This window comes from Roseateles sp. UC29_93, assembly GCF_042695725.1.
In the GTDB taxonomy this organism is placed as follows: Bacteria; Pseudomonadota; Gammaproteobacteria; order Burkholderiales; family Burkholderiaceae_C; genus Roseateles; species Roseateles noduli_A.
On the sequence record NZ_CP170545.1, the window covers coordinates 723,973 to 746,109 of the forward strand.

General features: G+C 70.0%; 13 protein-coding genes and 3 pseudogenes. 10 read left to right on the forward strand and 6 right to left on the reverse strand.

Annotated elements, in window-relative coordinates; all coding sequences use genetic code 11:
• Nucleotides 1-101: 101 nt before the first annotated feature.
• The 4 genes and pseudogenes from ACFJIX_RS03270 to rtcR all read right to left on the reverse strand — a co-directional run bounded on the left by ACFJIX_RS03270 (nucleotide 102) and on the right by rtcR (nucleotide 7,200).
• Nucleotides 102-1,646 carry a methyl-accepting chemotaxis protein gene (locus ACFJIX_RS03270; RefSeq protein WP_377157728.1) on the reverse strand — a complete coding sequence of 515 codons (1,545 nt, stop codon included), beginning with the start codon at nucleotides 1,644-1,646 and terminating at the stop codon, nucleotides 102-104.
• A 205-nt stretch (nucleotides 1,647-1,851) separates the two neighbouring features.
• Nucleotides 1,852-2,088, reverse strand: a complete 237-nt coding sequence (locus ACFJIX_RS03275; protein WP_377157730.1) for a hypothetical protein — start codon at nucleotides 2,086-2,088, stop codon at nucleotides 1,852-1,854.
• Nucleotides 2,089-2,329: 241 nt separating this feature from the next.
• Nucleotides 2,330-5,425 (reverse strand): two-component regulator propeller domain-containing protein, encoded by a 3,096-nt coding sequence (locus tag ACFJIX_RS03280; protein WP_377157732.1) that lies wholly within the window; start codon nucleotides 5,423-5,425, stop codon nucleotides 2,330-2,332.
• Nucleotides 5,426-5,572: 147 nt separating this feature from the next.
• Nucleotides 5,573-7,200 (reverse strand): annotated as a pseudogene (rtcR, locus tag ACFJIX_RS03285) (RNA repair transcriptional activator RtcR).
• A gap of 266 nt (nucleotides 7,201-7,466) precedes the next feature.
• On the opposite strand from rtcR, the gene ACFJIX_RS03290 reads away from it, so the two are divergent.
• The 5 genes and pseudogenes from ACFJIX_RS03290 to ACFJIX_RS03310 all read left to right on the forward strand — a co-directional run bounded on the left by ACFJIX_RS03290 (nucleotide 7,467) and on the right by ACFJIX_RS03310 (nucleotide 14,419).
• Nucleotides 7,467-9,053, forward strand: a complete 1,587-nt coding sequence (locus tag ACFJIX_RS03290) for an RNA-binding protein (RefSeq protein ID WP_377157733.1) — start codon at nucleotides 7,467-7,469, stop codon at nucleotides 9,051-9,053.
• A gap of 368 nt (nucleotides 9,054-9,421) precedes the next feature.
• On the forward strand, nucleotides 9,422-10,636 hold the full coding sequence (locus ACFJIX_RS03295; RefSeq protein ID WP_377157734.1) for an RtcB family protein: 1,215 nt from the start codon (nucleotides 9,422-9,424) through the stop codon (nucleotides 10,634-10,636).
• Between the two features lie 119 nt (nucleotides 10,637-10,755).
• Nucleotides 10,756-12,087 carry a hypothetical protein gene (locus tag ACFJIX_RS03300; protein ID WP_377157735.1) on the forward strand — a complete coding sequence of 444 codons (1,332 nt, stop codon included), beginning with the start codon at nucleotides 10,756-10,758 and terminating at the stop codon, nucleotides 12,085-12,087.
• A 170-nt stretch (nucleotides 12,088-12,257) separates the two neighbouring features.
• A pseudogene (gene rtcA / locus ACFJIX_RS03305) lies at nucleotides 12,258-13,312 on the forward strand (RNA 3'-terminal phosphate cyclase).
• Nucleotides 13,313-13,441: 129 nt separating this feature from the next.
• On the forward strand, nucleotides 13,442-14,419 hold the full coding sequence (locus ACFJIX_RS03310) for an aldo/keto reductase family oxidoreductase (RefSeq protein WP_377157736.1): 978 nt from the start codon (nucleotides 13,442-13,444) through the stop codon (nucleotides 14,417-14,419).
• A gap of 149 nt (nucleotides 14,420-14,568) precedes the next feature.
• On the opposite strand, the gene ACFJIX_RS03315 is transcribed toward ACFJIX_RS03310, so the two are convergent.
• Nucleotides 14,569-15,624: an NAD(P)H-dependent flavin oxidoreductase gene (locus ACFJIX_RS03315; protein WP_377157737.1), complete on the reverse strand. Its 1,056-nt coding sequence runs from the start codon at nucleotides 15,622-15,624 to the stop codon at nucleotides 14,569-14,571.
• Nucleotides 15,625-15,766: 142 nt separating this feature from the next.
• Nucleotides 15,767-15,982 (reverse strand): hypothetical protein, encoded by a 216-nt coding sequence (locus ACFJIX_RS03320; protein WP_377157739.1) that lies wholly within the window; start codon nucleotides 15,980-15,982, stop codon nucleotides 15,767-15,769.
• A 287-nt stretch (nucleotides 15,983-16,269) separates the two neighbouring features.
• Between ACFJIX_RS03320 and ACFJIX_RS03325 the strand changes: the two genes are divergently transcribed.
• From ACFJIX_RS03325 to ACFJIX_RS03345, 5 genes and pseudogenes are all read left to right on the forward strand, one after another.
• A complete protein-coding gene (locus ACFJIX_RS03325; RefSeq protein ID WP_377157740.1) occupies nucleotides 16,270-16,722 on the forward strand; it encodes a hypothetical protein in 453 nt (150 codons plus the stop codon).
• A gap of 69 nt (nucleotides 16,723-16,791) precedes the next feature.
• Complete coding sequence (locus tag ACFJIX_RS03330; RefSeq protein ID WP_377157741.1) at nucleotides 16,792-19,329, forward strand: ATP-binding protein; 2,538 nt, start codon at nucleotides 16,792-16,794, stop codon at nucleotides 19,327-19,329.
• 29 nt (nucleotides 19,330-19,358) lie between these two features.
• Complete coding sequence (locus ACFJIX_RS03335; RefSeq protein ID WP_377157742.1) at nucleotides 19,359-19,742, forward strand: VOC family protein; 384 nt, start codon at nucleotides 19,359-19,361, stop codon at nucleotides 19,740-19,742.
• Between the two features lie 81 nt (nucleotides 19,743-19,823).
• Entirely contained in the window at nucleotides 19,824-20,177 is a 354-nt protein-coding gene (locus ACFJIX_RS03340) for a DUF805 domain-containing protein (protein ID WP_377157743.1), read from the forward strand.
• 56 nt (nucleotides 20,178-20,233) lie between these two features.
• Nucleotides 20,234-20,569, forward strand: a pseudogene (locus ACFJIX_RS03345) (FAD-dependent oxidoreductase); the annotation flags it as partial.
• Nucleotides 20,570-22,137: the final 1,568 nt, after the last annotated feature.

A 22,137-nucleotide genomic window follows, 5' to 3' on the forward strand; every position in this document is an offset into this window, starting at 1 on the left:
CGGATACAAACGCGGCGATGACAGTGCCGCGGACGAAAACGGCGATGTGGGCGATGACGGCGTCGCAGGCGGTTCTGCGCCGCCTGTCGACCTGGGCCGCGCTACAACACGAAAGCCCGCACCGCGTTGTTCAGATGCGTGGCCTCGTCCTGCAGCGCCTTGGCCGAGGCGGTGCTCTGCTCGACCATCGCGGCGTTCTTCTGCGTGGTGTCGTCCATCTGCATGATGGCCGCATTGACCTGCTCGATGCCCATGCTCTGCTCGCGACTGGAGGCGCTGATCTCGGCGACGACGCCGCTGACCTGCCGGATGCCCGAGACGACCTGGGTCATCGTTTCGCCGGCCTGTTCGACCAGCCGGCCGCCGGCCCCGACCTGCTCGGTCGATTCGACGATCAGCGACTTGATCTCCTTGGCCGCGCTGGCCGAGCGCTGCGCCAGCGCCCGCACCTCCGAGGCCACCACGGCGAAACCGCGGCCGTGCTCGCCGGCACGCGCCGCCTCGACGGCCGCGTTCAGCGCCAGGATGTTGGTCTGGAAGGCGATGCCGTCGATCGTGCCGATGATCTCGCCGATGCGATGCGAGGACGCGGAGATGGCGCTCATCGTCGCGACCACCTCGCCGACCGCCTTGCCGCCGGCGCTGGCGACCTCCGACGCCGTCGCGGCGCGGGCATTGGCCTGGTCGGCGTTGTCGGCGCTCATGCGGATCGCCGCGGTCAGCTGTTCCATCGCGGAGGCGGTCTGCTGCAGCGCGCTGGCCTGCGCCTCGGTGCGCGCCGAGAGATCGGCGTTGCCCTGCGCAACCTCCTTCGCCGCGGCGGAGATGGTGTCGGCGCCCTGCCGGACCTCCGAGACGATGCGATGCAGGCTGCGCACCATGTGCTGCAGCGCGCCGATCAGCCGGCCGATCTCGTCCGTGCTCTGCGGCATCGGACGCAGCGTGAGGTCGCCCTTGGCGACGTCCTCGGCCAGCTGGATGGCCCCGTGGATGCGGTGCGTGATCGAGCGCGTGATGCTGATCGCCGTCAGCACGCCCAGCACCACCGCGACCGCGGCGACCAGCGTCATCCACAGCTTGGAACGCCGCGCATCCTCCTTGGCCTTGACCACGTCGTCGGCCATGGCCTTGGTCTGGTAGTCGACCATCTTGTCGATCAACGCGTAGTAGCGCACCTGCGACTGCGCCATGTCGCCCTGGTAGATGGCCATGGCCTGGTCGCGCTCGCCGGCGGCGATCAGGTCGAAGAGCTTGCGTACCGCGGTACCGTAGACCTTCCGGGCCTCCGACTGCTCGGCGAAGATGGCCTTCGCCTCGTCGGTGTTGAGCATCTTCTCGAACTTCGCGAAGTTCTCGGTGTTGGCCGCGCGCACGGCGGCGTAATCGTCCATGTAGCGCTTGGCCTGGGCGGGATCGGTGGCCATCAGCAGGCGCCCGATCACGATCACGCCCTGGTCGCCGACATTCTTGATGTCGTCGCTCAGGGCGATCTGCCCATAGCGGTCCTCGACCACCCGGTCCATCGTCCCGCTGGTGCGGTTGAGCACCGAGACGGCGACGGCCAGCACCAAAAGCAGCAAGGCAATGACAACGGCAAATGCGGCGGCCAGCCGCGTGCCGATATTGAAGTTGGACAACGTTGGCATGTTTTTTCTCCCTGAAAGCCGACGGTCGAACCAAATCGGGGCAAAACACAGTCCGCCCCCGATGGACGCGGTGCGCGCCCCGCGTCAGGCATGACTCCCCGTGGCCCCGATTTGGGAAGCACCGCCAGGCGCAAACCGCAGCCATAGCCCAGCTATGGCGAGGATTTGCAACAACGCGGTGCGCCCAAAGCGGGGCCACGGGGAGTCATGCCTGCTCTGCGAAAGTGGCGATGTATTGGCAGGCGACGCGATCAGCGTGCTCGACGGCCTCGTCGGCGGACGGGAATTCGTCGTCCAGCTCGTGCCAGGCGGTGACGCCGGGGCGGCCGTCCTCCTCGCCCTTGACGACGAATCGCCCTCGCCAGGGACCGGAGCCCGGCCCGTGGGTATCGAGGACGTAGGTACGGCCCTTGTGCTGGCGGACGGTCTGTGAGGTCGTCATGGTCGGCAACGGTCGGACGGACGCTGGAGTGCCGCGTCGACGGGCGCGAAGGGGACGCGCTCGGACGCGGGTGTCGCGGAGCCCGTGTTGTACACCTCCGCCCGCTTCACGGGAATGAAATCCTTGCGAGCGTCCCCGCTCGTCCCGGAGCCGGGCATGCCGGCCCCCCCGGGAGCGAATTCCGAGCGGCGAGGAGGAGATTGAGCGGACGGGGGGGCCGGCATGCCCGGCGACCGCTCGGTCAACGCACCTGATTGCGTCCTTCGCGCTTGGCGACGTAAAGCGCCTCGTCGGCTTGCGCGATGAGGCTCTGCAGCGTGCATTCGTCGCTGGGCACGCAGGCGGAGACGCCGAGGCTGACGGTGACGACCGGGCCAGCCGGCGAGTTCGGATGCGGCATCGCGAGCGACTCGATGCCGGAACGGACGGACTCCGCCACCTTGAGCGCGGCGTCGCGGTCGGCGCCGGGCAGCAGCACGACGAATTCCTCGCCGCCGTAGCGGGCCGCCAGGTCGCCGGCGCGCCCGATCGACGCGCCCAGCACCGCGCCCACGGCGCCCAGGCACTCGTCGCCCTTCAGGTGGCCCATCTGGTCGTTGTAGCGCTTGAACGCGTCGACGTCGGCGATCACCAGCGCCAGCGAGCTGCCGGTGCGACGCGCGCGGCGCCACTCCTCGTCGGCCGCCTCGTTGAAGCGCCGGCGGTTGGGCAGGCCCGTCACCGCGTCGAGGAAGGAGAGCTGCTTCAGATGCTCGTTGGCCTGCCGGAGTTCCTCCGTGCGTTGGGCCACCAGGCGTTCCATCTCGATGTGGCGGGCGCGCAGCTGGCGCATCCGGAACATCACGGCGCCGGCGAAGAAGCCGATCGCCCCGACGGCAACGAGCAGGTGGAACCAGCCGGTCTCATGGAAGCGCGGCCGCACGGTGACCGGCAGCGGCGTGTCCGATTCGCGCCAGCGCTGACCGTCACCGGACACCGCCAGGCGCAGCTTGTACTGACCGTGGGACAGCGCGGGGAAGGTCAGCTCGCGGTCGTTGCCGACATCGGTCCAGCCGCGCGACAGCCCCTCCATCCAGAAGCGGAAGCGCACGCGATCGGCCTCGCGCAGCGTCGACGCGGCCAGGCTGACCGACAGCGCCACCGGCCCCGGCGGGAGCGCCAGCGGCTGGCCGTCGAGCGCGAGCGTTTCGCCGTCGACCTTGATCTGCTCGATGCGCACCGTCGGCGGCTCGCCGCCGCCGGGCAGGCGCTCGGGATCGACCACCACCAGGCCCGCCGACGAGGGCAGCCAGACGCGGCCGCGGGCGTCGACGGCACCGGCCGCCTGCAGGTTGCCGGCGAAGCTGGTGGCGCGCAGCGTGTCGCCCGGCCCGAAGCCGACCGAGCGCACCTGCTTGAGCCGGCCCTCGAGAAAGGCGTCGAGGTCGTCGCGGGCGACGCGGTAGAAGCCGCGGTTGCAGGTGATCCAGAAATGCCCCGCGCGGTCTTCGAGGAAGACCTGCGACAGTCCGTCCCACAGCCCGTCCGCCGGCTTGATCGCGCCGATGCGGCCGTCCTTCAGGCGGTTGATGCCTTCGCCGTTCGTGCCGATCCAGAGTTCGCCGCGCGCGTCCTCCTTGAGCGCCATGATCCAGTCGGACAGCAGGCCGTCGGCCGTCGTGAACTGGCGCGCCTGGCCGTCGCGCCAGCGCACCAGCCCCTGGCCGGTGGTGCCGAACCAGAGCGTGCCCGCGCGGTCCTGCAGGATCGCCGCGACGCCTTCCTTGGGCAGGCCGGGCGCGGTGACGACGTCGAAGCCATGGCCGTTGAAACGCGCCAGCGCCGAGCGCGTGCCGACCCACAGCGTGCCGGCGCGATCTTCGAAGATCGAGCGCACCTCGATCCCGGGCAGGCCGCTGTCGGCGCCGAAGGTGTCGATGTGGCCATCGGGTCGACGGCGCGCGATGCCCGCGGTGTAGGTGCCGATCCAGAGGGTGCCGTCGCGCGCCTCGTGCAGCGTCGAGACCTCGTCGGTCGGCAGGCCGTCGGCCTGGCGCACCGTCGTGATGCGGCCGTCCTTCATCCGGTTGAGTCCGCCGCCGGAGGTCGCGGCCCAGACCGCGCCGTCGCGCGCGGCAAGCACCGAGCGGACGTTGTCATGGCTGAGGCCCTCCGGCGTGCCGAGCACGGTGAAGGCGCGGTTGCGCAGCCGGTTCAGGCCGTCGACCCAGGTGCCCACCCAGATGCTGCCTTCGCGGTCGGCCATCAGCGACCAGATCTGGCCGCCGGCCAGGCCGCTGCCCGGACCGCTGCCGCTGGAGATCGTGCTGAAGCGCCCCTCGCGGAAACGGCTGACGCCCGCGCCCCAGCTGCCGACCCACAGGTCGCCGCGGGCGTCGCGGGCCAGCGCGGTCAGGTGATCGCTGGGCAGGCCGTCGGCGGTCGTGTAGACGCGCATCGCCGATGGGTCGAGACCCGGCATGCGCACGAGTCCGCCGCCCGCCGTCGCCGCCCAGATGCCGCCAGCCGGATCGGCGATCACGAAGCGCACCTGCGCATGCGGGAAACCGCCCGCCGGATCGAAGACCTTGAACTTGCCGTCCGGTGTCATCGCGAACAGGCCGGCACCGGTGGTGCCGATCCAGAGCGTGCCGGCCGCGTCGAACACGGCGCTGCGCAGCCGCGCGGCGGGCAACCCGTCCGCGGTGCCGAAGACCTTGACCGCGCCGTCCTGCCAGCGGACCAGTCCGCCGTCGCCGGCCGCCCAGATCGCGCCGGTCTTGTCCTCGACCAGCGACCAGATCCGGCGGCCGCCCGCCTGCGCCTTGGTGACGGCCGGCGAGAAGCGGCCGTGCTCATAGACGGTCACGCCGTTGGGATGGCCGATCCACAGCCGGCCGCGCCGATCCTCCAGCAGCGCGAACACCGGCTGCGAAGCAACGTCGGGCGCCCGCGCGGCGTCGAAGCTCACGAACCGCTTGCCGTCGAAACGCGCCAGGCCGCCACCGGTGCCGATCCACAGGCCGCCGTCGCGGGACTGGAGCAGCGCCTGGACGGTGTTGAGCGGCAGCCCCTGTTCGGTCTGCCAGAGATCGATCTTGTACTGGCTGACGGCACGGACCGGATCGGACAGGTCGCCGATGGCGCTGAGGTCGGGCACCGGCGCGGACGCTGGCGTCCTTGCCGCTGCCGCTGCCGGTGCGGCGGTGGATGCGGCCCGTACAGCCGGCACCGCCTTCGTCACCACGGGCGCTGACGCGTGTGCCGACGCCGCGGTCGCCGCCATGCCCCCCGGTGCCGCCGTCGCCACGCAGAACGCGGCGAGCAGCCACGCCGCCCCGCGAAGACGCATCGGCATCCCGGGCAAGGGATCGTCGGAGGAGAGGGAGGGCGACCGGTCGAAAGTCATAGGCGAGGACGGCGATTGTGACCGGTCCTGACGCAGCATCCGGGCTGCCGTACGGGAGACGGGGGCGGATCGCATGAAGGCGCGTCGGGTCATCGATCACCGCGCCGCGGCGATGCGGTCCCAGGACAAGCCGAACTTCAGCAGGTACTTGCGCAAGCGGTCGGCGTCGTTGACGACGCTGCGCGCCTGCCGGCTGGCATGGAAGAGCTGCCGTCCTGCCTCCGACAGGGACGACGCCGCCGCGCACACACGCAGCACGGCCGCGAGCTGGAGGCGATCGAAAAGGTCCATCGCCTCCAGGGCCGGCGCGTCGAGGAGCGCCGCGAGCAGCGACTCGCCCACCCGTCGCCGGCGCCCGCGTTGCCCGGGCCGGCGGTCTCGCGTTCCCACAGCCACTCGAGCCGCGCGATCTCGGCCTCGACCAGCGGCAAGCCGATGCGACCGCCCTCCGCCAGCGTCACCAGCCGCATCACCGAGGCCGACAGGTCGCGGAAGTTGCCGCTCCACGGCGCCCGCGGCGATTGCGCGAAGCCGAGGTAACGCGCCTTCGCCTCGGCGTTGAAGCGCACCGCGCGGCCGCTTTCGCGCCCGACCTGCTGCACCAGGTGATCGACGTTGGGCTCGATGTCCTCGGGCCGATCGCGCAGCCCGGGCAGGCTGTAGGTCCAGAGGTTGATCCGCGCGAACAGGTCGTCGCGGAAGCGCCCTGCGGCGACCTCGGCGCGCAGGTCGCGGTTGGTGCCGACGATCAGTTGGAAGTCGCTGGCGACCTCGCGGTCCGCGCCCACGGGCAGGAAGCGCTTCTCCTCGATCGCCTTGAGCAGCATGGCCTGCTCGTCCAGGCCCAGTTCGCCGATCTCGTCCAGGAACAGCAAGCCGCCGTCGGCCGTGCGCAGCAGCCCGGCCCGATCGGCCATCGCGCCGGTGAACGAGCCCTTCTTGTGCCCGAACAGCGTCGACGCCGCGCCGTCGCCGCGCAGCGTCGCGCAGTTGACCTCGACGAAGGCGCCGGCCAGCTGGTGGCGCGTCTGCTTCAGCTCGTACATGCGGCGCGCGAGGAAGGACTTGCCCGCGCCGGTCGGCCCGGCCAGCAGGATGGGCGCGCGGGAGTGCACGGCCACGCGCTCGATCTCTTCGATCAGCGCGTTGAAGCGGCGGTTGCGCGTGGCGATGCCGCTCTTCAGGAAGGCGACCGCGTCATGCTGCTCGGCCCGGAAGCGCTGCGCGATGCCGTCGTAGCGCGACAGGTCCAGGTCGATCAGCGTCATCGAGCCCGGGTCGCCCGCGCGCTGCTTGCGCGGCGGGGAGGTCTGCAGCAGCACGCCCGGGATGAAGCGCGCCTCCACCATCAGGAACATGCAGATCTGCGCGACGTGCGTGCCGGTGGTGATGTGCGCCCAGTACTGCTCGTGCGCGGGATCGAAGCGGTAGCCGCGCACCCAGTCGTAGAGCGTCGCGTAGACCTCGCCGAAGTCCCACGGATCCTCGTGCGGCATCGGGACGAGGTGGACCTCGGTCTCCGGCGAGACCGTGGCGATGTCGGTCCGCAGCAGCTGCGCCAGGGTCAGGTGTTGCGGCGCATGGAACAGCTCCAGCCGATGCACGACCACGTCCGGCTGCGACACCAGCGAGATCGTCGGCCGCCACTTCTCCCAGCGGCCCGCGCCCTGGCCGCCGTCCAGCTGCGATCCGAGGTAGCCGATCACCACGTTCTTCTTCGACATGGCCGCAGTTTATCCGCAGCGCCCTGACCATCTATCTTTTTCGCTAGTTATCTAGCCAATCATCCAGTCCCGGCAAGGACGCCGGATGAATGGAAGGGGGCGAACTTCCAGGTTAGAAAAGAATTTTTCCCTTGTGAATCAACGGGTTGATCGACTGCAGCCGAGACCAGGCAAGACCTGGCACGGACGTTGCAATGAAGAAGGCAAGACAACACGGCGAAGCAGCAGAACGGCAACGCCGAACAACATCCGACAGGGAGGACCACATGGTCAACACGCAACTCTTCAAGACGACGCCCGGCAAGCTGGCGCCCGCCGCGGACGCGGTGAACCAGTCCGGCGCCCGTGCCTACGGCTACAAGACCCGGCACCACCTGGCGCAACTGGCGGCCACGGGCTGCATGACGTCGACCTTCCACGCCGACGCGGCATCCCAGCTGGAGGACGCATTGGCGCTGGCACAGGACGTCGACACCGCCTTCCTGGCCAAGACTGCGGTCTACGCCCGTCAGGCCGGCCACATGAAGGACATGCCGGCGCTGCTGGCGGCCGTGCTGGCGCAACGCGACATCGCGCTGCTGCAGCCCGTGTTCGGCCGCGTGATCGACAACGGCAAGATGCTGCGCAACTTCGTTCAGATCCTGCGATCGGGTGAGACCGGCCGCAAGTCGCTGGGATCGCGCCCGAAGAAGCTGGTCCAGCAATGGCTGGTGACCGCGAGCGAACAGCGCCTGCTGCAGGCGTCCATCGGGAACGAGCCGACGCTGGCCGACGTGGTCCGCATGGTCCACCCGAAGCCGGCCGAAGCCTGGCGCGCGGCGTGGTTCGCGTGGCTGATCGGCCGTCCGTACGATGAAGCGGCGCTGCCGCCCGCGACCTTGGCTTACGAGCGCTTCAAGCGCGCGCTGCTGTCCGGCACGACGGCGGGCGCGACGGCGGACGATCTGCCGCCGGTGCCCTTCCAGATGCTGACGGCGCTGCCGCTGAACGACTCGCACTGGGCGCGCATCGCGGCGCAAGGCTCGTGGCAGATGGTGCGCCAGAACCTGAACGCGTTCGCACGCCATGGCGTGTTCGACCAGCCCGGCATGACCGCGCAACTGGCGGCGCTGCTGCGCGATCCGCAGGCCGTCGCCTCGGCTCGCGTGCTGCCATACCAGCTGATGACGGCGTTCAACGCGGCGTCGGACGTGCCGGCGGAGATCCGTGACGCGCTGCAGGACGCGATGGACGCCGCGCTGGTCAACGTGCCGGCGATCGAGGGCCGCGTCGTGGTCTGCCCGGACGTGTCGGGGTCGATGTCCTCGTCGGTGACCGGCTGGCGCGGTTCGGCGACCTCGGCGGTGCGATGCATCGACGTGGCCGCCCTGGTGGCTGCGGCGCTGGTCCGCAAGAACCCGCGTTGCCGCGTGATGCCGTTCGAGCAGCGCGTCGTGCCGGTCAAGCTGAATCCCCGCGATTCGGTGATGACCAACGCGGCGAAGCTGGCGGCGGTCGGCGGTGGCGGGACCTCGGTCAGCGCGCCGCTGCGTCAGCTCAATGAGGAACGCGCACAGGTGGATCTGGTCGTGATCGTGTCCGACAACGAGTCATGGATCGACGCGCGCCGTCACGGCGCGACCGAGACCATGACACAGTGGGAGGCGATCAAGGTCCGATGCCCGACGGCGAAGCTGGTGTGCATCGACATCCAGCCCGGCGCCTCGACGCAGGCGGTGGAGCGCAAGGACGTGATGAACGTCGGCGGCTTCTCGGATGCGGTGTTCCGCATGGTCGGCGATTTCGCCGCCGGCGCGACCGAGGTCGGCCACTGGGTCCGCGAGATCGAGCGCGTGGCGCTCGATCCGCAGTGAATGATTGAATGAAGGCCGTCGACGGCACCGGATGCGGTTGCCGCGGCGAGCGATGAATGCCGGTGGAACTACAGCATTGTCACTGCCCAGGTCGCGGGTTCGAATCCCGCCGGTCTCCCCCGGGAGGCCGTAGCTCAGCGGTAGAGCAGGAACACGTTTCACCACCCCTTGTCATCGCTCACCGCGGCAACTGCCCGGTCGAGTCCCAGCACCGTGTTTTTGCGATGAATGCTGGCAGGACTACAGGTAGAGCACCCGTCCCCTCGGGGACGCGGACGTCGCGGGTCCGAATCCCGCCCGGCGCAAGCCGGTAGCTCAGGAAACGTCTTGCCGATCCCTTGTCATCGCGCTTTTGAATGGAACGAGTCATGAAGAACTACAACGAGATGGAAGTCGCCGGCGGCGTGCCGGTGAAGATGTGGACGCAGGGCGTGCCCGTGGAGGACGAAGCCCGCAAGCAGCTGATGAATGCGGCGAAGCTGCCGGTCGTGTTCAAGCACATCGCGGCGATGCCCGACGTGCACCTGGGCATCGGCGCGACGGTGGGCTCGGTGATCCCGACGCTGAAGGCGATCATCCCGGCCGCGGTCGGGGTCGACATCGGCTGCGGGATGATGGCCTGCAAGACCACGCTGCGCGCCGAGGACCTGCCCGACAACCTGGGCCCGCTGCGTTCCGCGATCGAGGCCGCCGTGCCGCACGGCCGCACGCCCAAGGGCCGCGACGTCGGCGCGTGGGAGAACCCGCCCGAGATGGTCGACGCGGCCTGGGCGGAACTCCAGCCCGACTTCGCCGAGATCTGCCGCGACTACCCGAAGCTGAAGAACACCAACAACCACAAGCACCTGGGCACGCTCGGGACGGGCAACCACTTCATCGAGGTCTGCCTGGATGAAGTGGGTTTCGTGTGGTTCATGCTGCACTCGGGTTCGCGCGGCGTGGGCAACGCGATCGGCACCATGTTCATCGAACTGGCGAAGAAGGACGCGATGCAGCACCAGGCCAACCTGCCTGACACGAACCTCGCCTACTTCGAGGAAGGCGCGAAGTACTTCGGCGACTACGTCCGCGCGGTGGGCTGGGCGCAGAAGTTCGCGGAGACCAACCGCGAGGTGATGATGCGCCGCGTGATCGGGGCCGCCAAGAAGGTCATCGGCAAGAAGTTCGAGAGCCACATCGAGGCGGTCAACTGCCACCACAACTACGTGCAGAAGGAGACCCATTTCGGCCAGGACGTGTTCGTGACCCGCAAGGGCGCGGTGAGCGCGAAGAAGGGCCAGATGGGGATCATCCCCGGCAGCATGGGCGCGCGCAGCTACATCGTGCGCGGCAAGGGCAACCCGGAGAGCTTCGAGAGCTGCTCGCACGGGGCAGGACGCACGATGAGCCGCACGGAAGCCAAGCGCCGCTTCACGCTGATGGACCAGCGCGCCGCGACCGAAGGCGTCGAGTGCCGCAAGGACAAGGACGTCATCGACGAGATCCCGATGGCCTACAAGGACATCGACGCGGTCATGGCGGCCCAGCAGGACCTGGTGGAGGTGGTGCACACGCTCAAGCAGGTGGTGTGCGTGAAGGGATGAGGCACGCGAGACCGGCCTGATGGTCGGCGAGGGACGGCGCGCGCTTCCGGGCGCGCGCCCGTTCAAGGGAGAGAACAATGGACTGGAAGAGTTGGTATGTGACGATGAGGGGCGCACCCGTGTCCGCCTGGACTGCGGCCCAGTGGACGACCCACCTCGAGTCGCCCAGCGGCTACGAGCGCGAGGAAGCGATCCAGGCGCTGATGCGGCTGCGCGTCCACGCGACGCTGCCGACGCTGCTGCGCCGGATCAACGACTGGGTGCCGCAGGTGCGCGAAGCCGCGCGCGTCGCAGTGAGGGCATTCCTGGTTGAAGAAGCCATTCCCGCGTGGTCGCAGGCCATGCCGGTGATGATCGACCTGCTGCGCGGCCGTCGTGCCGATCACGGTCCGTTGCTGGAGGAGATCGCCGCGTTCCTGACCGATCCGGCGCGCCTGCCGGTGCTCGCGGCGGCGCAACCGCACATGCATCCTCTGGTCCGGCGCTGGCTGGACCTGGGGGAGTGGCGCGTGGCCTCCGAAGCGCAACGCGCTGCGATGCTGTCGGCACGACTCGGCGGGGCGGACATCGTGACTGCGCGCTGGGCGTTGGAGCGGGTCGAGGAACTCGTCAGCACCACGGCGCGTCCGGCGCTCTGGCTCACAGGCTGCGGCCACGTGGCCGGCCCGGTGCGCGCGCACGCGCTGCGCCGGCTCTGCGAGGCTGCGCCCGAAGCCGGCACGGCGATGGCGCTGCAACTGGCACTCGACCCGCGCGCCGGCGTTCGCGAAGTCGCCCTCGCGCAGCTGCGCAAGGCGCAGCTGACGGACCCGATCCGCCAGCGGGCGCAATTGCAGCTGGAAACGCCGGCCAGTGCGCCTCATCACGGCGTGCCCGCGCTGCTGTTTCTCGCCCAGATCGACCCCGCGGACGCGACGGCACGTTGCGCGCGCTTGATGGCGATGCGCGGCAATGAACGCCCTCGTGCCGCCCTGCGCGCGGTCGCGCTGCAGCACCTGATCGCCGGAAGCGACGGCGACACCCAGCAGCATTGGCTGAGGCAGGCGATCGGCGACGCTTCCAGCCGGGCGCAACGCGTGGCGGTGAACGCGGTGTCGCTCGGCGCCAGTCCGCCGACGCCACGGGAGCTCTGGCCGCTGGTGTTCGAACACCAGGACGTGGGCGCCCTCCGGCGCGGGCTGCGCGTGCTCGAATACTGGGGCGTCTGGACGCAGTTGCATGAACTGCTGGGACTGGCGCGGTTGCCACTGCCGGAAGGGGGCGAAGAGGAACTCGTTGCCGCCTTGAGTCGATGGGAGGTCAGCACTCGCCGCGGCGTGACGGCGCCCGGCGACCCGCAGGCCTCGCAGCTGCGAGACCTGTGGCGAACCGGGGCTGTCAACCTGCCGGCGTCGATCCAGGCCCGACTCAGGTATGCGTTGACCGTCAGCGGCCTCCTGGCCGCGGACTGAAGGCGCCATCGCGAAGCAGCAGACCGGTCGGCACACCGACACACGGACTGACTGGGCGACAGACCCGGCGTCCGACATGACAACAAGCGCGAGAACACGCGCGACAACGACGAGAGGCGCGCCCCTCGCATGGATTGCGGGGGCGCGAGAAGATGAAGACCACGGAGAAGATGATCGAGCTCGACGGCTCGCACGGCGAAGGCGGCGGGCAGATCCTGCGCACGGCACTGGCGCTGGCCATGTGCACGGGCACGCCGCTGCGCATCGAGCGCATCCGCGCGAAGCGCCCAAGCCGGGGCTGATGCGCCAGCACCTGACCTGCGTGCTCGCCGCGCAGGAGGTATGCGGTGCGACGGTGGTGGGTGCGGAACTCGGCTCGCAGACGCTGGAGTTCCGTCCCGGCCAGGTGCACGCCGGTGACTACCGTTTCGCGGTGGGCACGGCCGGCAGCTGCACGCTGGTGCTGCAGACCGTGCTGCCGCCGCTGATGCTGGCGGACGCGCCCAGCCGCCTGCACCTGTCCGGCGGCACGCACAACCCGATGGCGCCGCCCTTCCATTTCCTGCAGCGCAGCTTCGCGCCGCTGATGCGTCGCGCAGGGGCGAAGCTGGACCTGACGCTGCGCCGTCACGGCTTCTATCCTGCCGGCGGCGGCGAGATCGAGGCCGTGATCACGCCGGCCGACGGCGGCCTGCGCCCGTTCGACCTGCTCGAGCGCGGCGATCCTGTGGAGGCGTTCGCGGAAGCGGTGGCGCCGGCGCTGCCGCGCGGCGTGGCCGAGCGCGAACTCGAGGCCCTCGAACGCCTGACCAACTGGGACACGCATCAACTGCGCATCGGCACGGCACGTCAGAACGAAGGCCCCGGGAACGCGTTGATGACGACGCTCGCGTACGAGCACCTGACCGAGGTGTTCATCGCCTTCGGCGAGCGCGGGCTGTCGGCGGAAGAAGTCGCACGGAAGGTCTTCACGGAGATGCGCGCCTATGAGGTCTCCGCCGGCGCGGCGGGCCCGCATCTGGCGGATCAGCTGGCGCTGCCGCTCGCACTGGCGGTGGCCGGTTCAGGCCGCCCGGCCGCGTACACGTGCACCGAGTTGACGGAACACAGCCGCACCAACTTCGGCGTCATCGGGCGCTTCCTGGACGTGCGCTTCGACGCGCACCTGGAGGTCTCGCGGGCCGGCAACGCGTGGCGTGTCGACATCCTGCCTGGCGCGGCGTGACCGCTGGGCAGCCGGGCTCGATCGCGCGATGAAACCACGATGAAACGCGGCGCCCGCGCGCCGCGTCACAATCCCGCACCGCGCGCCCTTCGGGGCGCGTTCCCCATTCCAGAACGCGCACGCACCGCCATGAGCCACGTCCTTCCGCTGCAGCAGCACCTCCCGACCGCCAGCCCACTCGCCTATGGCTGCATGGGCCTGGGCGGCCACTGGGACGACTCCCCGTGGACCGACGCCCATGTCGACCATGCGCAGGCGGCCGTCGAGGCCGCGCTCGACATCGGCGTGACGCTGTTCGACCATGCCGACATCTACACCCGCGGCAAGGCCGAGTCGGTCTTCGGCGAACTGTTCCGCCGCCAGCCCTCGCTGCGCGACCGCATCGTGCTGCAGAGCAAGTGCGGCATCCGCTTCGCCGACGACCAGGGCCCAGGCCGCTACGACCTGTCCGGCGGCTACATCGTCGAGGCGGTCGAGGCCAGCCTGAAGCGCCTCGGGACCGAGCGCCTGGACATCCTGCTGCTGCATCGCCCGGATCCGCTGATGCAACCCGAGGAGATCGCCGAGGCCTTCCAGCGCCTGCGCGCGGCGGGCAAGGTGGGCCACTTCGGCGTGTCCAACATGAACGTGGGCCAGATGGCGTGGCTCGGCCACGCGCTGGATCAGCCGCTGGTCGTGAACCAGCTGGAACTCGGCCTCGGCCACCTGGAACCGCTGGACGCCGGCACCTGCTTCAACGACCGCCAGGCCGCAGTCCGTCCCGGCGCGCTGGCCTGGACCGGCACGCTGGAACACTGCCAGCAGCACGGCATCCAGCTCCAGGCCTGGGCCGCGCTGGCCCGCGGCCGCTTCAGCGGCGAGACCGCGCAGGACCCCGCCGATGAGGCCGCGCGCGCGCTCGTCCACAAGCTGGCGCAGCAGCACGGCGTCAGCACGGAAGGCATCCTGCTCGCGTGGCTGATGAAGCACCCGGCACGCATCCAGCCCGTCATCGGATCGGCCAACCCCGATCGCATCCGCGCCTGCGGCGATGCGCTCCGTGTTCAGCTCAGCCGCAATGAGTGGTACGCGCTGTACGTGGCAGCGCGTGGGGCACCGTTGCCTTGACTGCCTAGGCTGCGGCGTTGGCCGCGAGGTCGCAGGGCCTTGGCGGCAAGCGCCAAAACCCTGCGACCTCCCGTCCCCAACCAGTACCGTCCTTCAACGGTTTTGCGACCGAGGACTTCGAGGGAGCAGCGGCTGAGCGTCGCTGAGCGTCAGAACGCGGCGCTGAGCTCTGCAACGAGCGCGGCCGCGCCGATCTCACGCACCGCGGCGAAGTTCTGACCCGACCACAGCGGCGAGAAGTCGCCGCTGCCCTGCGCTTCGGCCTTCGCCCGCAACGGCGCAATGCTGGAGGTTGCCAGCGGGAATTGCGGGGCCGCGTCGTTCAGCGGACCGACCTCGCGCATGTAGCGGTTCACGATGCCGCGCGCCGGACGACCGGTGAAGAGATTCGTCACCGCCGTGTGGTGATTCGCCGGATCGCGCAGCGCCGCCCGATGCGGCGCGCTCGTCGTCGCTTCCTCGCACAGCAGGAAGGCCGTGCCCAGTTGCACCGCCGACGCGCCCAGCGCCAGCGCCGCGCGGATGCCGCGCACGTCCGCAATGCCCCCGGCCGCGATGACCGGTACCTTCACCGCACGCACGATCTGCGGCAGCAGTGCCATCGTGCCGGGCTGGCGCGTCAGGTCGTCGCTGAGGAAATGGCCCCGATGTCCGCCCGCTTCCCAGCCCTGGGCAATCACACCGTCGGCGCCATGTTCATCCAGCCACCGGGCCTCGTCGACCGTGGTCGCACTGCCCAGCACGAGGCTGCCCCACCCCTTCACGCGGGCGATGAGTTCCGGCGACGGCAGTCCGAAATGGAAACTCACGACCGGTGGCTTGAACGGCTCGACAAGGTCGGCGATCTCCGCAGTGAAGGGGGCGCGTCCGGGGCCGGCCTTAATCTGCGCCGGGTCGATGCCAAACTCGGCGTAGTACGGACCGAGGCGGTCGCGCCAGCGGGCCTCGCGGACCTCGTCCGGCGTCGGCGATGTGTGGGCGAAGAAGTTGACGTTGAACGGCTTGTCCGTGCCGTCGCGCAGCGCCTGCAACTCCTTCTGCAGCGCCTCCGGTGTCAGCATCGCCGCGGGCAGCGAGCCCAGTCCGCCCGCGTTGCTCACCGCGAGCGCGAGCCGCGCATCCTGCACGCCGGCCATCGGCGCCTGGATCAGCGGCAGCCGGGTGCCGAGGAAGAACGGAGCGAAGGGCGCACTGGAGGTAGGCATGGCGACAGATCCTGGACTCGACAAGACGAGCCGTGATGATCGCCCAAGGCCAAAGGCCCTGTCAGGACTGATCCATCTCGAAGGGCGGAATGCGACGGCCGTCGTCCTGCGCCGTGGCGCCCGCCAACGATCCCGCGGCGGATTACTTGCAGCTGAAGCTCTTGGCGTTGACTTCCTTGACGTTGCCGGCGCCACAGGTGGTGGTGGCCTGCTCGCTCATCTTGCGGACGTCTTCCATGCGCTGGGTGGTGGCCTCGGCGGTGTTGGGCGCGATCACGCAGCCGGTGGACAGGACGGCGGCGGCACCGCCGAGCAGCAGCGCCATCAGACGGACGGCGGGGATGGAGCGGATGGTCATGATGAAGTTCCCTCGAAGGTTGATGTCGAGGCGGAGTCTAGGCAGCCGCGCCTGCGCCGGACGCCTCTCCGACAGACCGCGCTCCCGCCGGGACGAAGTGCACGACGGCGCGACACGCCGGGGAACCGGTGCGGTCCACCGGCGACCCATCGTCATGCGACCGATGTCCCCAGGATCAGTGGCCGTGCGCATCGCGCCCGGATATCCCCGATTCACACGCGCTTGACGTAGCCCGGCTACGCTTCATGTCTCGTCCTGCGGTCCAGCAGGACGATCCAGGAGTTGCCGTGACTGACCTTCGATCGATCCAGCGCCCTGCGACCGCGGTGCGCGCCGCGATCGCCGCGGTCCTGTGCGCCCTGCTGGGCGCCTGCGTGTCGGATTCCACCGGCCGCAAGCCGGAAATGACTGCTTACGAAACCACCCAGCACGACCGCTGCGTCGCCCTGCTGCGCCCGATGCTGCACGGCCAGCCGGTGCGCTCGACGGCGGTCGAACGTGGCCCCCAAGGCCTGGACTACGTCTGGGTGAACGCCGAGGTCCATGACGACGAGGACGACCTGGACCGCCGCCTGGCCAAGGGCACGAGCTTCGGCGGCCATTGCCAGTTCGAGGCCGGCGGACAGGGCGTGCACCTGCATGTCTATGCGCTGGACGACGACGCCGCGCCGATGCCGGCGGGCGATTACCGCTTCGTGGCCGGCCCGCGCGATGTGGTCGTGAGCGCCGGCAGGCACTGACGGCCCCCCACGCGGCCGGCATCGCGGTTCGGCGGATACTTCCCCCTCCCTCGACTCGCGGGAGCATCCTTGGCTGCCCCCTCCGACCCGCCCGTTTCCGCCGATCTCCCCGCGTTGCCGCCCTTCCTGTCCGGTGGCGGCACGGTCGCGCCCTTGATCGCCGCCTTCGATTGGGGCAAGACCGCACTGGGGCCGCTGGACACCTGGCCCGATCACGTCCGCCATGCGACGGCGCTGATGCTGCGCTCGCGCACGCCGATCGTGATGCTCTGGGGCGAACCCGGCGTGATGATCTACAACGATGCCTACGGCGTGTTCGCCGGCGCGCGGCATCCCCAATTGCTCGGCAGCAACGTGCGCGAGGGCTGGCCCGAGGTGGCCGATTTCAACGACCACGTCATGCGCGTCGGCCTGGCCGGCGGCACGCTGAACTACGAGGACCAGGAACTCGTCCTGCATCGCCACGGTCGCGCGGAGAGCGCCTGGATGAACCTGGACTACTCGCCGCTGCTGGATGACGAGGGGCGGCCGGCCGGGGTGATGGCGATCGTCGTCGAGACCACGGGCAAGGTGATGGCCGAGCGCCGCGTCCACGGCGAGCGCCAGCGGCTGGCCCAGCTTTTCGAGCAGGCGCCGAGCTTCATGGCCGTGCTGGCCGGTCCCGAGCATCGGTTCGAGAGCATCAACCCGGCCTACCAGCGGCTGATCGGCGACCGCGAGGTGATCGGCCGCAGCGTCGCGGAGGCGCTCCCCGACGCGGCCGCGCAGGGCTACGTGACGCTGCTGGACGCGGTCTACGCCACCGGCCGCGCCTACACGGCGCAAAGCGCGCTGTTCACCGCCGATACGCCCGACGGTCAGACACGCGAGCACTTCCTGGATTTCGTCTACCAGCCGATCCGCGATGAGCGCGGCGCGGTCACGCACATCTTCGTCGAAGGCTTCGACGTCACCGCGCGCCTGCGCGGCGAGCAGCGCGGCGCGGCGCTCGCCGGGCTGAGCGAACGGCTGCGCGAGGTCGGATCGCCGGCCGACATCGGCTTCGCCTCGGCGCAGATGCTGGGGATGATGCTGACCGCGTCGCGGGCCGGGTACTGCACCGTCGATCACGAGACGGAGACCGTCCGCATCGAACGCGACTGGCGGCGCGGCGGCTTCGACAGCCTGGCCGGCCTGCGCCGCTTCCGCGACTACGGCAGCTTCGTGGAGCAGCTCAAGCGCGACGAGGTCGTCGAGATCGCCGACGTCCGCGACGATCCGCGCACGCGCGACCATCGCGCGTCGTTCGACGCCATGCGGGTGCGATCCATCGTGAACGTCCCGGTGCTGGAACAGGGCAGGCTCGTGGCGCTGCTCTTCGTGCATGACGAGGCGCCGCGCGCCTGGAGCGCCGACGACGTGTCGCTGATCCGCGAGGTGGCCAACCGCACGCGCGTCGCGGTGGAGCGCGCGCGCAGCCAGGCGATCGCGCAGGACCGCGAGGAGCGGCTGCTGCGCTCGGACCGGCGCAAGGACGAGTTCCTCGCGACGCTGGCGCATGAGCTGCGCAACCCGCTGGCGCCGATCCGCAACGCGGTGCACCTGCTCGAGGCGGCCGACCGCGAGGGCCGCTTCACCGGCATCCGCGAGCTGCTCGAACGCCAGGTCAATCACATGGTGCGGCTGGTCGACGATCTGCTGGAGGTCTCGCGCATCAGCCGCGGACTGATCACGCTGCGGCACGAGCCGGTGAGCCTGGGCGCCGTGATCGACGCGGCGGTCGAGAGCAGCCGCCCGCTGATCGACCGCGAGGGACATCGCCTGACCCTGCGCTTCGACGGTCCGCCGCCGTGGGTGCAAGGCGACCTGGTGCGGCTCACGCAACTGCTGGTGAACCTGCTGAACAACGCGGCGCGCTACACCGACCCCGGCGGTCGCATCGATGTGCATGTCGCGCGCGACGGCGCCGACGCCGTCCTGACCGTCACGGACAACGGCATCGGCATCGCGCCGGAACAACTGCCGCAGCTGTTCGAGCTGTTCTCGCAGCTAGATCGCTCGCACAGCCGATCGCAGGGCGGGCTCGGCATCGGGCTGAGCCTGTCGCAGACGCTCGCGCGCCTGCACGGCGGCCAGTTGACCGCGACGAGCGACGGCCCGGGACAGGGCAGCAGTTTCCAGTTGCGGCTGCCGGAGATCCCCGCCGCGGCGGCGGGCGCTCCGGCGGCGTCGGACAGCGATGCGCCGCTGACCGCCAGGCTGCTGCTGGTCGACGACAACCGCGACGCCGCCGACACCACCGCGGAACTGCTGCGGCTGATGGGCGCGGAGGTGGCGGTCGCGTACGACGGCGCGTCGGCGCTGAAGGCCGTCCGCGCGCTGCGACCCGACGCGGTCCTGCTGGACATCGGCATGCCCGACATGGACGGCCACGAGGTGGCGCGCCGGCTGCGCGCGATGGGCGAGGACATCGGCCATCCGCGTCTGATCGCGTTGACCGGCTGGGGACAGGAACAGGACCGCGAGAAGACACGCGAGGCCGGCTTCGACGACCACATGGTCAAGCCGGTCGACGTCGACGTGCTGAGGGCGACCCTGAGGGCCGCGCGGCGGCCGACGATGAACTGAATGGATTGAATCGACGGGACGGACCGACCATGCTGCTGCGCATCCACCACGCCGCGATCATCTGCGCCGATTACGAGCGCTCGCGACGTTTCTACACGGAGGTCCTGGGCCTGCGCGTGATCGCGGAGACCTACCGCGAGGCGCGGCGCTCGTACAAGCTGGACCTCGCGCTGCCGGACGGCGCGCAGATCGAACTCTTCAGCTTTCCCGACGCACCGCCGCGGCCCTCGTACCCGGAGGCGCAGGGACTGCGCCACCTGGCCTTCGAGGTCGACGACGTCGAGCAAGGCAAGCGCGACCTCGAGGCCAAGGGCATCGTCGTCGAGCCGGTGCGCGTCGACGAGCTGACGGGCCGGCGCTTCACCTTCTTCGCCGATCCCGACGGGTTGCCGCTGGAGCTCTACGAGCGCTGACGCCCCCCTCACCCGGGCGGGTGTGCGCGGGTCGGGACGGCGCGCGGGCTGCGGCATGATGCGCGCCTGGGAGGAATGGCCATGCCATCGACACACGCGGCCTGGAGGGAGCTCTCGACGGCCGGCACGCTCACGCGGGGCGGATTCTGGCTGCGCCACGGCACGCTGGTGCCGCTCGCGCTGTGGATCGCGATCGCGGTCGCGGACACGCCGCTCGGATGGGTCGCCGCACTCGCGACGACCGTCCTGCTGATCTCGATCTGGGGCCGGCGCCTGCACGACCGCGGGCGCTCCGCCTGGTGGCTGCTGCTCGCGGCCCTGCCGGTGCTCGGGCCGCTGCTCCTGTGCGTCGAATGCGGCCTGCGCCGCTCCGTCCCCGAGGGCCGCCGCTTCGATGCGCAGCGTCCCGCCGATTACCTCACCGTCGCCCCTTGAGCATGTCTTCCCATCACATCGTCAATGACGTGACCGGATTGAATCCGGTGCGTGTCATGGCCATCGTCGCGCCGGAGTCCGTCGAGGACGTGCAGGAAGCGCTGCGGCGCACCACCGGTCCGGTGTCCGTCGGCGGCGGCCGCTTCAGCATGGGCGGCCAGACGGCCAGTCCGGGCAGCCTGCACATCGACATGCGGTCCATGAACCGCGTGGTCGCGTTCTCGCCGACGGCGCGCACGATCCGCGTCCAGGCCGGCACACGCTGGTGCGACATCCAACGCTTCATCGATCCGCACGGACTGTCGGTGAAGATCATGCAGACCTACGCCAACTTCACCGTCGGCGGCGCGCTCAGCGTCAACTGCCACGGACGGTATGTCGGCCTCGGTCCGCTGGTGCTGTCGGTACGCGCGATCCGCGTCGCGCTCCACGACGGCAGCGTCGTCGAGGCCACGCGCGAGTCCCACGCGGACATCTTCCGCGGCGCCATCGGCGGCTACGGGGCGCTGGGCGTGATCGTCGAGGTTGAACTCGACCTCGACACCAACCAGAAGGTGGAGCGCCACGACGCGGTCATGCCGCTGGCGGACTACTGGAGCTACTTCAAGGACCAGGTGCGCGGCAACCCGGCCGCGGTGTTCCACAACGCGGACCTCTACGGCCCCCACTACCGCACGCTGCGCGCGGTCACCTGGAAGGAGACCGACAAGCCGGCCACCGTCCCCGACCGCCTGCAGCCGCTGCGGCGCGCCTATCCGCTGCACCGCTACTTCCTGTGGTCCATGTCGGAGACCCCCTTCGGCAAGGAACGCCGCGAGAAGCTGATCGATCCGCTGCTCTACCTGCGCGGCAAGGTGCACTGGCGCAATTACGAGGCCGGCTACGACGTGGCCGAGCTGGAGCCCCCGACGCGGATGCACCGCACCTATGTGCTGCAGGAGTACTTCGTGCCGGTGGAGCGGCTGACGGACTTCGTGCCGAAGATGGCCGAGATCCTGCGGCGCCACCGGGTGAACGCGCTCAACATCTCGATCCGGCATGCGATGCCGGATCCGGACACCTTGCTGGCCTGGGCGCCGACGGAGACCTTCGCCTTCGTGCTGTATCACAAGCAGCGCACCCGCGAGAACGCGCGCCGCCGCGTCGCCGTGTGGACGCGCGAGCTGATCGACGCGGTCCTGTCGGTGGGCGGGGCCTACTACCTGCCCTACCAGCCACACGCGACGCACGAGCAGTTCCACCGCGCCTATCCCGGCGCGCGCGAGCTCTTCGCGCTGAAGCAACGCCTGGACCCGCAGCATCGTTTCACCAACGCGCTGTGGGACAAGTACTGCCCGGGCGCGTCGTGCATGTCGGATGCTGCGCATGCACCGCCCAGCTCGCCCGCTTCGGGCGCCGAAGGCAGCACCGAGTTCCACCGCGTGTTCGGCGACACGCGCCTGTCGGACGCTTTCTACCTGTTCCTGCAGAACGTCTTCCACACCGCGCCGGAGGATCGCTTCCACCACCTGATCGCGGACGCTGTCGCGCGTCATGCCGATGAGGAAAGCATCTACCGCGACATCCAGCGCCGCCTGCCGTCGATCAAGCCCGCGGCGGCGGAACTGCGCTACGCGCTGCCGGCGCTGTTCAAGCAGAAGGCGGAGATGACGCGGCAGACGCTGGCGGTGCTGACGGAGCGCGAGTTCGACGGTTACCTGGAGATCGGTTCCAAGGCGCGTTATCACGCCGGGCTGGCGAGGGCGCTGCGACTGCGCGGCGAGCTCGTGTTCGTCGAAGAGAAACCTCAGGGCCTCTCGCCCGTCGACATCGTCGAGCGCGGCCGGATCGCGCGGCCCGGGCGGCACGTCACGCTCGACGACTACGCGCCGCTGTCCGACGCCATCGCCTCCGGCAGCATCGGCCTGGTGACCTGCTACATCGGGTTGCATCACATGACGCCGGAGACGCTCGGCCCCTT